Source organism: [Actinomadura] parvosata subsp. kistnae (assembly GCF_900323885.1).
Taxonomy (GTDB): domain Bacteria; phylum Actinomycetota; class Actinomycetes; order Streptosporangiales; family Streptosporangiaceae; genus Nonomuraea; species Nonomuraea composti.
Map to the genome: position 1 here is coordinate 1 of NZ_OOHJ01000010.1, position 14,247 is coordinate 14,247.

General features: G+C 67.7%; 19 protein-coding genes and 1 pseudogene. 6 read left to right on the plus strand and 14 right to left on the minus strand.

Going from position 1 to position 14,247, the window contains the following annotated elements:
• Positions 1-191: 191 nt before the first annotated feature.
• The gene (locus KIS93_RS10350) at positions 192-809 is read left to right on the plus strand and encodes a ParB N-terminal domain-containing protein (RefSeq protein ID WP_080038940.1); all 618 of its coding nucleotides are present in this window, start codon (positions 192-194) and stop codon (positions 807-809) included.
• 9 nt (positions 810-818) lie between these two features.
• Here KIS93_RS10350 and KIS93_RS10355 read toward each other — a convergent pair whose 3' ends face one another.
• From KIS93_RS10355 to KIS93_RS10370, 4 genes are all read right to left on the minus strand, one after another.
• Positions 819-1,307, minus strand: coding sequence for a hypothetical protein (locus tag KIS93_RS10355; RefSeq protein WP_155127327.1), 489 nt, complete (start codon positions 1,305-1,307; stop codon positions 819-821).
• Entirely contained in the window at positions 1,307-1,738 is a 432-nt protein-coding gene (locus KIS93_RS10360) for a hypothetical protein (RefSeq protein WP_155127324.1), read from the minus strand. Before KIS93_RS10360 ends, KIS93_RS10355 begins: the two co-directional genes overlap by 1 nt.
• Positions 1,739-1,872: 134 nt before the next feature.
• A complete protein-coding gene (locus KIS93_RS10365; protein WP_080038939.1) occupies positions 1,873-2,238 on the minus strand; it encodes a PadR family transcriptional regulator in 366 nt (121 codons plus the stop codon).
• Between the two features lie 77 nt (positions 2,239-2,315).
• Entirely contained in the window at positions 2,316-3,260 is a 945-nt protein-coding gene (locus tag KIS93_RS10370; RefSeq protein ID WP_155127321.1) for a hypothetical protein, read from the minus strand.
• An 80-nt stretch (positions 3,261-3,340) separates the two neighbouring features.
• Here KIS93_RS10370 and KIS93_RS10375 point away from each other — a divergent pair, with 80 nt between their 5' ends.
• Together KIS93_RS10375 and KIS93_RS10380 are read left to right on the plus strand one after the other, a co-directional pair.
• The gene (locus KIS93_RS10375) at positions 3,341-4,435 is read left to right on the plus strand and encodes a GNAT family N-acetyltransferase (protein WP_080038937.1); all 1,095 of its coding nucleotides are present in this window, start codon (positions 3,341-3,343) and stop codon (positions 4,433-4,435) included.
• A 98-nt stretch (positions 4,436-4,533) separates the two neighbouring features.
• The gene (locus tag KIS93_RS10380) at positions 4,534-5,364 is read left to right on the plus strand and encodes a phage tail protein (RefSeq protein ID WP_155127318.1); all 831 of its coding nucleotides are present in this window, start codon (positions 4,534-4,536) and stop codon (positions 5,362-5,364) included.
• Positions 5,365-5,390: 26 nt separating this feature from the next.
• Here KIS93_RS10380 and KIS93_RS10385 read toward each other — a convergent pair whose 3' ends face one another.
• Positions 5,391-5,846, minus strand: coding sequence for a hypothetical protein (locus KIS93_RS10385; RefSeq protein ID WP_080038935.1), 456 nt, complete (start codon positions 5,844-5,846; stop codon positions 5,391-5,393).
• A 178-nt stretch (positions 5,847-6,024) separates the two neighbouring features.
• Between KIS93_RS10385 and KIS93_RS10390 the strand changes: the two genes are divergently transcribed.
• Positions 6,025-6,813, plus strand: coding sequence for a hypothetical protein (locus KIS93_RS10390; RefSeq protein ID WP_155127315.1), 789 nt, complete (start codon positions 6,025-6,027; stop codon positions 6,811-6,813).
• A gap of 12 nt (positions 6,814-6,825) precedes the next feature.
• Here KIS93_RS10390 and KIS93_RS10395 read toward each other — a convergent pair whose 3' ends face one another.
• The 3 genes from KIS93_RS10395 to KIS93_RS10405 all read right to left on the minus strand — a co-directional run bounded on the left by KIS93_RS10395 (position 6,826) and on the right by KIS93_RS10405 (position 8,257).
• Complete coding sequence (locus KIS93_RS10395) at positions 6,826-7,011, minus strand: hypothetical protein (protein WP_080038933.1); 186 nt, start codon at positions 7,009-7,011, stop codon at positions 6,826-6,828.
• A gap of 463 nt (positions 7,012-7,474) precedes the next feature.
• Positions 7,475-7,774, minus strand: a complete 300-nt coding sequence (locus KIS93_RS10400; protein WP_080038932.1) for a hypothetical protein — start codon at positions 7,772-7,774, stop codon at positions 7,475-7,477.
• 264 nt (positions 7,775-8,038) lie between these two features.
• Positions 8,039-8,257 (minus strand): hypothetical protein, encoded by a 219-nt coding sequence (locus KIS93_RS10405; RefSeq protein ID WP_080038931.1) that lies wholly within the window; start codon positions 8,255-8,257, stop codon positions 8,039-8,041.
• A 583-nt stretch (positions 8,258-8,840) separates the two neighbouring features.
• On the opposite strand from KIS93_RS10405, the pseudogene KIS93_RS68940 reads away from it, so the two are divergent.
• Positions 8,841-8,972: pseudogene (locus KIS93_RS68940) on the plus strand (helix-turn-helix domain-containing protein); the annotation flags it as partial.
• A gap of 543 nt (positions 8,973-9,515) precedes the next feature.
• Here KIS93_RS68940 and KIS93_RS64940 read toward each other — a convergent pair.
• Positions 9,516-9,755, minus strand: a complete 240-nt coding sequence (locus tag KIS93_RS64940; RefSeq protein ID WP_230466183.1) for a hypothetical protein — start codon at positions 9,753-9,755, stop codon at positions 9,516-9,518.
• A gap of 229 nt (positions 9,756-9,984) precedes the next feature.
• Here KIS93_RS64940 and KIS93_RS67390 point away from each other — a divergent pair, with 229 nt between their 5' ends.
• The gene (locus tag KIS93_RS67390; RefSeq protein WP_268966963.1) at positions 9,985-10,116 is read left to right on the plus strand and encodes a hypothetical protein; all 132 of its coding nucleotides are present in this window, start codon (positions 9,985-9,987) and stop codon (positions 10,114-10,116) included.
• Positions 10,117-10,293: 177 nt separating this feature from the next.
• Here the strand turns inward: KIS93_RS67390 and KIS93_RS10415 are convergent, their stop codons facing one another.
• From KIS93_RS10415 to KIS93_RS10435, 5 genes are read right to left on the minus strand one after another with little or no spacing between them, the layout of a single operon-like run.
• Complete coding sequence (locus KIS93_RS10415) at positions 10,294-11,421, minus strand: protein-L-isoaspartate O-methyltransferase family protein (protein ID WP_080038929.1); 1,128 nt, start codon at positions 11,419-11,421, stop codon at positions 10,294-10,296.
• Entirely contained in the window at positions 11,418-11,858 is a 441-nt protein-coding gene (locus KIS93_RS10420) for a lasso peptide biosynthesis B2 protein (protein WP_080038928.1), read from the minus strand. Before KIS93_RS10420 ends, KIS93_RS10415 begins: the two co-directional genes overlap by 4 nt.
• The gene (locus tag KIS93_RS10425) at positions 11,855-12,106 is read right to left on the minus strand and encodes a PqqD family peptide modification chaperone (protein ID WP_080038927.1); all 252 of its coding nucleotides are present in this window, start codon (positions 12,104-12,106) and stop codon (positions 11,855-11,857) included. The genes KIS93_RS10420 and KIS93_RS10425 overlap by 4 nt, the downstream gene beginning before the upstream one ends.
• Positions 12,054-13,970: an asparagine synthase-related protein gene (locus KIS93_RS10430; protein WP_080038926.1), complete on the minus strand. Its 1,917-nt coding sequence runs from the start codon at positions 13,968-13,970 to the stop codon at positions 12,054-12,056. The genes KIS93_RS10425 and KIS93_RS10430 overlap by 53 nt, the downstream gene beginning before the upstream one ends.
• Before the next feature lie 4 nt (positions 13,971-13,974).
• Positions 13,975-14,109, minus strand: coding sequence for a lasso RiPP family leader peptide-containing protein (locus tag KIS93_RS10435; RefSeq protein ID WP_186404076.1), 135 nt, complete (start codon positions 14,107-14,109; stop codon positions 13,975-13,977).
• Positions 14,110-14,247: the final 138 nt, after the last annotated feature.

Genomic DNA, 14,247 nt, shown 5'->3' on the forward strand with positions numbered 1-14,247 from the left:
GATCTTGTTGCCAGCGGTGCGTGAAGTAGGCCGTCAAGAGGCCGAAGACCGCTGTGACCGCGACTCCGCCCAGGGTCCCGATCAGTGTCTGCCATGCAGTGTCATTGACCACGGCCGTGATCCATCCGCCGGTACGCGCTTTACACCGGGCTCGACTGTACGCCCGCCCAAGACACGAAGGACAGGGGCCAATGCGCCGAATCGAGCACATGCGGCTGCACGACATTCCGCGCGCCGTCCGCAACCCGAAAGAGCACGACCTGCCCGCCATCCGCACCTCGATCGAGGAGTTCGGCTGCGTCATCGCCGGCGAGCTGGACGAGCGGACGGGGCGGCTCGTTGTCGGCCACGGCCGCCTCCAGGTACTGGAGGAGATGTCCGCCGAGCAGGAGTCCCCGCCCGAAGGCGTCCTGGTCGACGACGACGGGACGTGGCTGGTGCCGATCGTGCGCGGCTGGTCGAGCCGCAGCGACGCGGACGCCGAAGCGTACCTGATCGCGAACAACCGCACCCCCGAACGCGGCGGTTGGGAAAAGCGGATGCTCGCCGAGGTCCTAGCCGACGTTCGCGACGCCGACCCGGACCTGCTCGCCGCCACCGGCTACACCCCCGACGACCTCACCCGGCTGGCCGCGGCCGACGATCACCAGCCCGAGCGCGTCGAGGAGCTGCCCGAGCCGGGCGACGCCGACGAGGACGCCCGCCCCGAGGTGTGGGGCATCATCGTCACCTGCGACAACGAGGACGAGCAGACTCGCCTACTGGAGCGCTTGACGGACGAGGGATGGCAAGTCAGGGCACTAATGTAACTTGCCGCGCTAGCTCAGGAATCTGTAGGGAAGTCCTTTTCCGACTGCCCCGATCACCATATGCCAGATGAGCTCGGAGTCGATCCGGCTATTTCTGTCATACTCCATGACGAGCCGCCTATCAGGCAATATAAGCACAAAGTATGACTTTCCTTCAGATTTCGCGCGATGCAGGAGCTTGAGATTTTCAACACCAAACCGAATGCGTCTGACAACGGCGGCAACGTTGCGCCCGTGAGTCGGCGTGCGGCTTATGGACCGCGTGGCCAGCGCACTGATCAATAGGATAAGCGCTGTGCAGATCTTGAAAAGTTGTCCGGGGCGGTCGTTGATGAGAGCAGCAAATTCCTCGGCTCGTATCGCCGCGCGTTCCGGGTCTCGGTATTGGAAATATGCAGCCCTGCGAACGAGTTTGCACGCTAGCCATGCGGAGGCATGGCATGTTTCGTTGACGATCAGCACCAGGATGATTTCGAGGGTGAGTTCGAGGGCGGTCATCAAGCGCCCTCGCCAATTTGATCATCCGCGTCGTTGGGCGGTATCCTCCGCAAAAGAAGCTCGGCGCGCTTGAGCGCCTCTTGCGAGCCAGCTACTTCCGGCATAGTGATAGCCGTTTTTCTGCCACCTTCAAGGACTAGAAGAGCTGCTGCCGCAGCAGCGCTAGATTTACCTTTACCTTCTCTGTTGGCCAGTTCACAAAGAAGCTTCTTCATCTTCCTTTCTGTCCTACTCGTGCGGACTGACAGATAGAGAACCTTCCACGAAGCTACCGAGAGATGAATCCACAGACGTATTGTCTTTGTAGAAATCTGTGCTACACGCAACAGTCGAGCTGCTAGCGCGCCAGCGATGAAGGCCAAAGCGGTGGCGAGCTTGAGCAGTTTGCCTGGACGCTCCTCGATTACTGCGGCCAATTCTTCTGCACGCACCGTCGCCCGCTCCTGGTCCCGGTACTGCAGATTGGCGGCTCTTACAACGAGCTTTCGCGCGAGCCATGGAGAGACGTCGCATGTCTCATTCACCAGGAGACCAAGCACGACGCTGAGGAGAATCTCTAGGTCACTCAACGCGTGCCTCCGAACGCTAAGCCAAGTAGCTTCGAGAGCGAAGCAAAGTCGGTAGCGGGGCGGGGCTGAAGTGCGGATGGGCGGCGCTTTATGAGTAGAGCGCGAGCAGCAGGTGCCCCTTCGCCCGTGAGCTGATAGAAGCGGCGACGCGGGCCAGGTTGGTCAGGTCCTAGTTCTTCCCACTCGCCGACGACCCAATGAGCATCCTCCAGCCGGTCGAGCACCTTGTAGACGGTCGGACCTGCACGTTTGGTTGTTTTCATGATTGCCCAGCCGTGAACTCGCTCGTTCCGGTCGTGGGCCGTGACGAGGACTTCGAGCACGTCGAGGGTGGGCTGGGTGATCCGTTCGAGACCTGCCATGCCACTATCATACCTAGATGAAATAAGAAGTGTGTGGCAACTGCTGAACTTCCTGACGTGTGGGCAGCGCCCGGTTCTCACTGGAGCTGAAGTCCTCTGCCTCCGAACACCACGCGACGCGGTATCCCCACCGCCTGCAGCTCGTCTTCGGAATCCAGTCGAAGATCGCAGGAGCCGCAGAGCAGAGCCCGTGGGAGAAAATACTCTTCCTGTCCGGCCACCTCCTCAATCCGGTCCATCGAGCCGATCTCAGCTGGCATGTCGAAGTCCCACTCGATGTGGCCGATACAAGAGGCGTCCGGATGGTTGCACGCGGGGCATCGAATGGTGATCCGATGATCACGAGAGCCGCTTGCGCTGGCTTCCTGGTCGAGATATCGCTGGAAAGGCGTCATCGCCTGCCTCGCGTCCCCCACAGCGACGTGTTCGGACTCGGGGATCTTGCTCATCAGTTCCCCGATGCGCCGCTTGGCCGCTGCGATCTTGCGCTGAACCTCGTGCTCGATCTCGGACAAGGCTTGCGTAATGAGAGAGGTGACCAGAGTTGAGTGATCACCCCAACGAGCGGACTCATCTACGCCTTGCTCCTCATAGAGCTCGTTGGAGAACCGCAGGAATACGGTCAAGATCTCCCGAGTACTGGTCTGGCTCAGGTACCCCACATGCACGACGCCATCACGCACATCGATGAGTTCATCGAGGGCTGCCCGCGGTGTCCTTAGAGTCATCAGTTGCTCGACTCTCGCCAGGGCTTCCTTCGCGCTGATCGTACGAGGCGCCTTGAGCTTACGCGCCTTGCCGCCCAGCCCAGTGAGATGCAGCAACGAGTCGAATTGCCCGTTGCGTACCTCCATGAGGAGGGCTGGATGCTGGGCATACAGGTATGCCTTGCTGAGATGCTCCAAGGAGAAGGCTGCATTGATCAGAATCACACGCTGGTCATCTTCGACGTACGCCCGCAGCGCCCTATGCGCGAAATCTCTTGCGGAAGCCAGTAGCTGATCATGGTTCAGGGTCGTCACTCTGCCGAGGCTAGAGATGTGGCTCGTTTAGCGCATCCGCATTCTGCTCCTTCCTATCGGCTACGAGAGAGGGGATCGATGTGCAGGCTGAGATCACCTTGTCGTCGTCCGTCAAGCGGAGCGCGCGGGTGCTCCAGTTGCAGGGCCTGTTCGACGTGCCCATCAGCGAGAAGCTGGCCGGCTCGTGGAGCGTCAACCTGCCCATCGAGGAACGGACGTGGAACGTCGGCCTGCTCGTCGGCCCCAGCGGAGCGGGTAAGAGCACCATCGCCCGCAAGCTCTGGCCCGACGCGCTGGTCGGCAGTCAGTGCTGGAGTGACCGAGCGCTCGTGGACGACTTCCCGAAGAACATGTCGATCAAGGAGGTCGTCGGCCTGCTCGGCACGGTTGGCCTGAACTCGCCGCCGGCATGGCTCAGGTCTTATGCGACGCTCTCGAATGGGGAGGCGTTCCGCGCTGGGCTGGCGCGGGCGCTGGCCGAGCACGAGGGCCTCGTGGTCATCGACGAGTTCACCAGCGTCGTGGACCGGCAGGTCGCGCGCATCGCGTCGCACGCGGCACAGAAGGCGGTCCGCCGTCGCAAGCGGCAGCTCGTCGCCGTCACCTGCCACTACGACGTCGAGGAGTGGCTGCAGCCGGACTGGACCTACGACGTTGCCGCCGCCGAGTTCACCTGGAGGTCGGTTCAACCCCGGCCCCCGCTCCAGTTCGCCATTCACCAGGCGGACCGCTCCCTCTGGTCCGTGTTTAGCCGCCATCACTATCTGACGGCCGACTTGCACCCGGCCGCGCAATGCTTCGTCGGCTACGTGGACGGCGAGCTGGCCGCGTTTACCAGCTACCGTCATTTCCAGCACCCCCGTACGAGGAATCTGAAAATGGCGCACCGTACCGTGGTGCTGCCGGATTATCAGGGCTTGTCGCTGGGCGGCCGGATGACGGAGTGGATGGGCCAATACCTGTACGAACGCGGCTACCGCATGCGCGCCGTCTCCTCGCACCCCGCGTTGAACGCCTACCGGGCCCGGAGCCCTCGCTGGCGCGTGCAGCGCCAGGACCGCAAGCTCGGCACCACCAGCAAGCACGCCTGGATGCATGAACAGTCCCTCGACCCCCGGCGGCTCGGCGTGCTCTCGTTCGAGTACGTGGCCCCGTCGCCGGTCAAGGCCAGCTGATCGCGGCCAGCAGCGCAGCGGCAGGGTCTACCTTCGCCCCTGAACGGCGACCCTCGCTCCTCTGGCGGCATCTCCCGCACTCGCGACAGCCGGGTTCCGTGCGCATCATGCTGCGCGAACCCGCGCCGCCAGTCCGCCGGCGGGTCGAACAGCCGACCTTGCTGCCCCTTCACCCCCAGCAACCGCACGGCCGGCTCCGGGTCGGACAGCTGCCAATGGTGCTGGGACGGCTTGGCCCATGGGCTGCTGCTGTCGCGCGTGATCTCGACGAGGGCGACCGAGCCCAGCATGACGCCACGATGCAGCGTGCCTACGACCTTCAGGCCGAGTTCGTCGAGCTTCCGCATGCCGTTCGCATCCACCTTCCGCGCGGCCTGTACCAGCAGCCGCTGATCACCCTGGTGCAATCGGCTGCGCTGCTGCTGCGCGGCGATCTCGTCGGCGCGCTCGCGACCGCCGGGCGCGCGATCCTCGACTTCCTCGTCGTCATCGACAACCTCGGCTGGCAGCTCCTGCAAGGGCTGTGGAACGGAATCCAAGCGGCGGCCGGGTGGTTCCGGGACGTGATCTGGGGCTTCTTCCGCAACATCCTGCCGGATTGGGTGCGCGCGGCGATGGGCATCAGCTCGCCGTCCACTTTGTTCGCCGAGATCGGCCAGTTCACGATGCTAGGCATGGCGGAGGGCATGCAGACCTCCGCTCGGACGGTACTGGCCACCGTGACACGGATCTCCGGGGACATTGAGCGATCGTTCCGGCCGCGATTGGCCGTGGATCTTGGTTCGGCTGGCCACATTGTCACAGGAGCGCCGAACCGCGCCGGAGGGTCCGTAACCATCCAGGTGACGGCGATCAATCCGGTCGCAGAACCCGCGAGCGAGACCGTCAACCGCGGCCTCGCCTACGCCGGGATGCTCGGGGTGCTGTAGGCGCCGCATGGAGCGCGCGTTCTCAGCTATGAAGCGAGCAGATCGAAGTGAAAGCCCACGACGAAGAGTCCGAGCGACATCCACCGGATGATCAACGCCATCTGCGGATTGATCAGCAGGAAGGAAAACCGAAGCAGCAGCAGCACGAGTGATACCCCGATCGCCCAGCCGATAAGGTTCGCGACGATCGACTCCGTGTCGAGGCGGGACGGCGTAAGGACGCCGACCACGCCCCCCACCACAAACGGTACGACGGGAAAATGCCACACCTGCACGTTCAAAAGACGCTGGATCCAATGACCGTAACGGGAGAACTTCTCAGGGCCGACGAGGTCAACCACGATAGTGACACCGCTGAGGAAGCTGAGGATCTTCCCGCCGCGTCCCCACCAGATCATCTGCATGCCCAGGAGATCGTTGCCGAGGGTGGACCTGCCGTCCAACCATAGCTGCCATGCGTCGAAGTAGCTGATGTCGGTCACGAGCGCAGCCTAGAAGCGGCGAAAGTGTCTGCCTAGGGCGTGATCACAGGACTTCTGCGTCGAGATGGACAAGTAGGAGGAGCTGATGCCGACATACCTGCTCGACGGGGTCGCCCTGGACCACCCGGCCGGGTGCTGGCGGACCAAGGTCGGCACCAAGCGCCGCCCCTTGCCGGGCGTGCGCTCGGTGTCGGTCAAAGTGCCCGGCGTCGCCGGTGAGCTGCCGGTGCACGGGCTGGATCTGGAAACGACGACGCTGCCGCTGGTGATCGGAGTGACCGGCCGCACCCCGTCGGGCGGGGCCGGCGGATTCGAACAACTGGAGCGCAACCTCGAAGCCATCTCGGCCATGCTCGGCGTCCGCCACCGGCTGATGGACCTCACCTACACCGCCGGATCGATCGTGCGCGTCGCCCAGGTCACGGTCGAAGCGGTGTCGGAGCCGGAGATCAACACCTCGGCGGCCCGAGCCCGGCTCACCGCAGTCGTCAAGATCCCCGCCGTGTACTGGCGGGACCCCATCGAAGCAGTGTGGACGGGATCGGCGAACGCCGCCAGCCAGCCGATCACGCCGCTGGCGGGTTCGACCGGCCGGATCGTGGACGCGCTCGTGCGCGTCACCGGTCCAGCCGTCAACCTGAGCGTCACCGACGTTGTCACCGACGTTGCCACCGGCGCGACCGTCGGTCGGCCCTCCGGCCTGCTCGCCGGAGAGCGGCTGCTGATCGACTGCGGGCAGATGCGGGCGCGGCTCGTCACGACAGACACGTGGGATTTCACGGGCGGCGCGGACGTGACCGGCCAGATCACCGCCGCTGGCCCTGGAAGCGCGTCTCGGTGGCTCCACCTCACGCCCGCGATCGCGGTAGGCGATCCACACTCGCGGACGGTCCTGATCACCGCGGCAGCCACGTCGACCACCGCGGCCTCGGGTCTGGAGGTCCGGGCTCGGCGCTCGTTCCTGTGACCAGAGCCACGATCAGACCTCGAACTCGGCCACCACCGGCCGATGATCTGACGTCGGGTGCTCCTCGTGGATGACCCGGTGGCTGACCATCGACGTGCGCGGCAGAGTGGTGTGGATGCGGTCGCACCGGTAGGCCGGGCCGTTGCCATGTCCCACGGTCGGGTCGCTGTCGCCGAGGATCGCGCCGACGTCGTGCAACCCCGTCCCTTCGAGTTCTTCCGCCGGGCGCCGATCGTACTTTCTGCGGATGACAGCCGTGATGGTTGGAGGGCACCGCGTACCCGTGCATGCCCAGCGCCCGCTCGGCCTGACGCAGCCGCCGCCACCCGTCGCGGTCGTCGTTCTTGAGCTCCTGCAGGGCGAGCACGTGCAGGTCGAGCGTGGCCAGCATGTCGAGCTGCCTGCACCACCTGTCGTCCTGTCCGTCGTCGATGCCTCCATCGTTGAGGTTGAAGGTAGCGGCCCGGATGAGCGTCGTGCCGGTCATGCGATCCTCCTGGCTCGTGTGTTCGGATGTGGTGTGCTCGGAGACGGTGGAGGGCCGAGACCGCCGGAATCAGTGAGCGGTCTCGGCCCCAGCCGCCCTGGCCGGGCCCGTGTCCAGGGCGGGAATGCCTGGCGCGAAAGGGCGGGACAATCGCGCCGGGCGGAGGCGACGTCGTCAGGCGACGGTGTCCGGCTCCTGCGCCTGACGCGGCAGCTTCTCCAGGTCGAAGTCGCCGCGCTCGATGTGCTCCCTGACCGTCGCCCACTCCTCCGCGTTGAGGTTCAGCGGGTCGCCGTCGGCCTCGACGTTCCACAGCGTCGCCGCGTGCGCGACGTCCGTCCGCAAGCGGACGGACCCGTCCGTCGGCTTGCCGTCCTGCACGGCGCGCAGGAACTGCGCCCAGCCGTCCAGGCTCGCCGTCAGCACGCGCTCATCGACACGCATCTCCACGTGGTCGTTGACACGCTCGACCACGGCCGGGCATCTGTCTTTCGCTGTCATGGCAGTCCTCTCGTTCGGCTGGTGGTGTCTTCCAGGAGTCGTGGACGGCCGGCGCCATCCCGGTGAAACCGGCCGTCCGCGGTTGTGCTCGCCAGCAGCAGACGTGGCGAGTTCCAGAGGTGGCCAAGGCCCGGACGAGGGTCGTAGCCCTGGCCACCTGCTCCACGTTGGTGGAGGTGTTCATCTCATCTCGGAAGAGACGAGCATCCGGCGTGAGCCGCGACGGGGCGCCGGAGCTTAGCGGCAGCGCAGCAGGTGGAGCAGGGTGTCGAGTTCCAGGGCGGTGACCAGCAGCACGGCGTGCGGCTGACTGGGCCGACGTAGCGCCGCGACTCCTTCCGCTCCGGCGATCGGCACGAACTCCAGCCCGTTCTCCTCACCAGGCCGGATGGGGGCGAAGAGCTCCTCATCGAATGAGTGGCCGTCGAGGTTGCGCCAGTCGCGCAACGCCTTCATGAGGCGACGACTTCCGAACTGGCGCCCCCGGCCAGCCGTGCGCACCTCCGAGCTGGCAGGCCGGGGGCTGTCCGGGAGGGATACGCCCTCGTGGGGCGACGCCGGTATATGGGTGCGGCGAATCCTGGCTGAGGTGCGCAGATGACGGCACCCGTCTCCATGTCACGTCGCACACGGATCAGCAGGTGCGTGCGGAGGTAGGACACTGAGACTTCCCGGGGGTCAACTCCGGCGATGCGGAGCTCCCCTCGAAGGGGAACACCGGGCATCAGCTTGAAGGCGTCGAGGAGGTGGTGCGTGGCCCGCAATTGGTCGCCCGTCACGCCGGATATTTCCCGGTTGGCGTCATTGGTGAGCCGCCAAGTGAAAACAGTTGTGAAGGGTGCCTTCGCGTGCAGCATGGGAATCTCCGGGATGGGGGTCGGGCGGTTTTCGTGGAACGCCTTTCCCGATTCGATGGGCGTTCATGGGGCGTACGAGTAGCCTGACCACCACAGCAGGTCGGGGCTAGAGTCGGCACGTCCGCAGATGTCCGCAGGTGTCCGCGGACACTAGCAGACACAGGTCAGGTGGGCGGACACTGATGGCAGAGACCTTCGGACAGGTGCTCCACCGTCTGCGGCAGGATGCGGATCTTCCTCTTCGTGCCCTCGCGCAACGAGCAGCGGTGGGCAAATCCACCATTGACGATCTGGAGAAAGGCCGTAGAAACCCGACACGGCGAATCGCCGTCGCGCTCGATACGGCCTTGTGTGCGAATGGCGAGCTTCTTGCTGTTCACGAGAGATATGAGGTTCTCGGACAGCATGCGGAGTTTCGCCCCCCTACCCACGAGATGGGCTCGGTGCGTACTCTGGGCTTCGATGACGTCGATGACGGGGAGGACACCACGGAACGCCGTCGCCTGCTGCAGATAGCCGCCGGTACTGCTTTGGGAGCGGCCCTTGACGGAGAAGTCGTCCGGCGACGGCTCAACACCGTGATAGGCGCTCGCCGCAGCACCGAGGAATGGGCCGTCGTCCACGAGGGGCATCTCCACGCGCTTCGGACCCGTCCGGCCCTCCAGGTCGCCCGCGACGTCGCCGTCGACTTGGACACCCTGGCGAGGCAGATGGAGAGCGCGGGCGTCGAGGAACGGCGCGAGCTGCATAGGGCGACCGCGATGCTCGCTGCCATCCACGCCAACGTGCTCACCCGCATGGGGCAGCACGGAGCAGCCATCCGGTGGTGGGAGGCCGCGCGCTGGGCCGCCGACGCCTCACGAGACCTGGCGCTGCGGTTGCTGGTTCGCGCGGAGGAGGCCGGTCATGGCCTGTACGGGCAGCAGTCGCCAGAAACCATCCTGCGGCGTGTGGCCGAGGCCGGCCACCTCACTGGCGGAAAACCGGTGCTCAAGCTCATCGGAGCCGAGGCCAAGGCCCTGTCCATGATGGGTCGCCATGAGGAAGCCCTCAACGTGCTCCGTCGACTGGTGGCTCTTGCTGAGCAGGGGGCGCACGGTGACAGGTTGGGATTCTGGCAGCCGGACGCAATCGCTTTCACCCGGTCCTGGGTGTACAGCGCCGCAGGGATGGAGGACGCTGCGGCGCAGGCTCGTGAGGCCGTGCGCGGGTACGCGGGAGACTACGTCTACCAGGTGAACGTTGAGCTTCATGGCGCTTGGGCGGTCATCGCTCAGGGGGGGTGTCGATCAGGGGCTTGGCCGCGCGACGGAGGTATTGGCCGCCGTGCCGGCTCGGTTCCGCAGCACCCACGTGGTGGAGACGGCCCGGATGGTGCTGCAAGCGGTGCCCGTCGAGCAGCAGGCCCGCCCGGCTGTCGCGGACCTGCGTTCGATGCTGGCGATCGAGGCCGGGTGACGGATCTTGACTCGGGAGAAGGGAGTTGGGTCCGTCATGCAGGGAGTATTGCCCCGGGCCGCCGGGACATCTGGCGAACGGTTGAGCTTCCCGGTCACCAGATATCCGCAGGCATGCACGGGGCGCGAGGTCAGGCGGCAGCGAGCAGGTCAGGCATGGCTAGTGGGCGGACTGGGCTCATCGTGCCCAGGCTGCCGGATGCCAGAGCGGGTCGGCTGCCTCGGACAGGACGAAGCCGGCCGTCCAGTCGCTGATGCGGGGCCGGTCGGCGCTGTCCCATTGCTGGGTGAGGGCGGTCAGTTGGTGGGCGAGGTCTTGGTGGCCGGTGAAGCGGATGGCGCCGTCGCGTTGCACCCAGGCGGTGCCGCGGCCGGGCTCGTGCAGGCAGACCATGCCCAGGGCGGCGTCCAGGCCGGGCGTGTAGGCGCGGATGGTACGCGGGTCGGCGGCGCCGAGGGCGAACCACAGGTCGAAGTAGCGGTCATCGGCCAGGGCGGGAACAGTGCCGGGCCAGACGGTTAGCCCACCGTCGGCGGGCACCTCGCCGGGCGGCGAGGTCTGGTCGGCGGGCCGGCCGTAGAGAGGGCCGCCAGCGGCCATGAAGTCGCTGGACAGTATCCCGCGGCCGATGGGCCGCCCGGCGCCATCGAGCGTGATGGCCAGGGTGGGGTGGAATCCGGCGTGAGCGATAGGGGCCAGGATGAGCCCGCCGGGCGCGAGCTGCTCCAGCCATCGCGGCGAGATCCCGGTGATGCCGCAGGTGACGATGATCCGATCGTACGGGCCCCGGTCGGGGTGTCCGAGGTAGCCGTCGGCGACGTACGCGGCTGTGTTGCTCGCGTTGGCGCGCTGCAGGGCCGCCTGCGCTTCGGCGACGATGACCTCGCTGACGTCCACGCTGACCACGTCGGCGCCGGTGATGGCGGCGATCAACGCCGCGTTGTAGCCGGTGCCGGCGCCGATCTCCAGCACCCGCAGGCCCGGCCGCAGGTCGAGGGCCTCCAGCATGCGGGCTACCACGCGTGGCATCGAGGCCGAGGACGGGCGTCCGGCCGCGTCGCTGGGCCGGTGCGTCATCAGCGCGACGTCGGAGTAGATCTGGTCGAGCAGGTCGTCGCCAGGCGGGTCGCCGAGGCGGGTGTAGGCGTCGCCGCCGGTGTAGAAGCCGGTGATGAACAGGTGCCGGGGCACGGTGGCGAAGGCGTGGTGGACGGCGTCGGTGCGGATGGCGCCGAGCTCGCGCAGCTGCTCGGCCAGGCGGGCCATCCGGCCAGCCGTGCTCTCGGTGGCGGGGGCGGTGGTCATGGGGCTCCTTCCGGGCCGACGGTGTAGGTCGGCGTGTAGGCGGCGATGACCTCGGGGTCATCGCCGATGGGCTGGCCGTCGGCCTGCACCCAAGCGTGGGACATCAGCGGCGGGTAGCGCATGCCAACGCGCCAGGTCGGCCATGTCAGATACAGTGCGCGGCAGGCCAGCGCGGTGGCGATGGAGCGGGGCAGGCAGCCGCGTCCGCTGCCGCAGCGTGGGCTGAGCGTGGTGATGACGGTCTGAGCGTGGCGGGCCTGCTGCGCCGTAGCCCGGCTGAAGCCTCGGGCTCGGACGGCCAGATGCGCGGCCAGCCGGTCCGGGTGGGAGCGGTGGCGGGCCAGCAGCAGCCGGGTGGCCAGCAGCGCCGTTCGGCCGCGCAACTGCTCGCGTCCGGTCAGGGCGATGGGTTCGGGCAGCGCGACCAGCGTGCTCATCCTGCCTGCCTCAGTAGTTGCCGGTTGGTCAGGTCGGCCACGAGCGCCGCCACGTCGGCGAGGGCGCGTTCGGTGCCGACGGCGTAGGCCGCGGCGAGCTCTTGGGCGGCTTGCTCGCAGGTGCCGCCGGTCAGCAGGACCTCCAGCGTCTGCGTGGCGGTGGGGTTGAGCGCGAAGTAGCCGCCGCGGCCGCCGTCAAACAGCAGCGCGCCGGTCCGGCGCACGGCCGGGGCCAGGTTCCAGGACATGATCACTACCTCCGGTTCGGTGGCGCAGCCACAACTCCATGGCGAGGGTCTCGGTCAGGAACGCCAGCGGCAGCCCGCCGGCCACGCTGGACGGGCCGGTGCCGGTCAGGGCTCGCCGCAGCAGGGCTGCGTCGATGACGCCGGCGCGGGCCAGGGCGCAGTCGTCGCCGAACAGCTCCAGCAGGTGCGGGGCGTGCGCGGCCAGCCCGGCGTGCAGGTCGTGGTTGTGGTGGCCCTTGTCGCGGCGCACCAGCAGGCCGGGGGCGATCGGCGCCAGGGCGGCGGCCAGCAGCGGTTTGGGCTGGTAGGGGGTGGTGCGCACCTCCGGCCGGGTGGCCAGGCAGGCGTCGATGACCGCCTGATCGAAGTACGGGAAGTGCGCGGGCACGTCGTGCTGGGCGAGCGCGTCGCGGTAGGCGGCGGCGCGGCGGGCGCAGGCGCGGATCCGGGTCACGGTGGCGTGCGTGACCGTATCGCCCTCGGGCGGGTCGAGCATGTCCAGCAGGGTGGCCGCCTGTTCGGTGGCGGCGGCGGTGGCCCACGGCGGTAGCAGGGGCACGGCTTCGGAGCCGGTGACCAGCGTCGGCCGGAACGTCGGCCGGGCAGAAGCCGGTGCCCACCGCAGCGACGCGCCACCCGCATCCCGCCGTGGACCCCGCCATGAGGGGCGGGCGCGTAGCAGGGCGGCCAGTAGCGGCAGCGTGCCGACGCCGGACAGGGCGGCGTAGCCGCGCAGGTGATGCCAGGCCAGTCCGGGCCGCCGCCACAGATCGAAGAGGTGGGCCAGGGGCGCGAGGAGTACTTCGTCACCGCCTTGGCCGTTGAGGTGGGCGGCGCTGCCGTACCGGGTCAGCACGCCGGTCAGGTGCCGGATGCGGGCGCTGGAGACCATGAACGAGGCCGGCTCGTCGGTCACGATCGGCTCGGCCAGGCCGTCGAACAGCAGTGGGTAGCTGCAGGCTTCGAGCACCTGGTGCTCGGCTGGGCGCAGCCGGTTCGCGGTGTGGCGGGCCCAGCGCACGTCCGGGTTGTCGGCCGTGGCCGAGGCCACGGTGAGCAGCAGTGTGCCGCCTTTCGGGCGGGCCCGGCAGGCGAGGGCGGCCAAGGCGGCCGAGTCCCAGCCGCCGGACAGTTGCACGCTGGCGCGGCCGGCTTGGGACACGGCGGCCTCGACCGCCCGCGACAGTGCCGTGCGCAGCAGCTCGGCGCCCTCGGTCAGCGTCAGTACCGCCGCCGGCGGCCGCCAGTAGCAGGCGGCGCTGACGCCGTCATGGTCCAGGCGCAGGCGGTGGCCGGGCGGCACCGGCACCACGCCGCGGTAGGGTGACAGACGCGACCACAGCAGATCGGCGGGCATCTCCGGGTTCAGCAGCCGGGCGCCCAGCCAGCGCTCATCAAGCGCGCCGCCGGTCAGCGCCGCCAGGGCGGCGGCCCGGTCACCCGCCACGGGCAGGCCGTCGTCGAGGCGGCTGTGGAACAGGCGTCGCAGACCGGCCACGTCCCCGTACAGGCTCACCTGCCCCTCGGCACAGGTGATGAGGTGGAAGCTGCCCGGCAGCCGCAGCAGGTCCTCGACACGGCCGCGCCCGGCCTGGGCGGCGGCGCGCCGGAGTTCCCGGTCGGGGGCAGGGCAGAATCCGGCGATAGCGATCCGCAGCCTTCCCGCGGCGGCCGTGCGCAGCTCGTCGCCGTATCGCTGGGGCGGGGCGGGGGTGTGGTAGCCGTACCCGATGATCCAGGGCCGTCCCGAGGCGTGGCGGGCGAGCACGCCGCCACGGGCGGCCAGCAGCGTATCGCTGGCCGCCCGGGCGATGGCCGCGTCGGGCAGGGCCACGAACCAGGCGCTGTGCGCGGCGGTGGTCATCGGCTCAGCTGGGGTAGTACTGGCCGGCGTCGGAGTCGTCGCTGGTGTCCTTGCTGTAGCTACCCAGCGTGCTGGTCGCGAACGAGCCGACGGGGCTCAGGTGCGGAGCCTCATAGCCGGCCGGCGTGGGGTGATCCATGGTCATCCTCCAGGTGACGGGGTGGCGCAGTCGCCTGCACCGAGCGAGCGGGGATTACTCGCTGTAGGAACACCGTCACCCATGGGCCGCGAGCGGGCCAGCTTACGCGTTGTCCACCCTTTGTCGATGCGTTGGCGT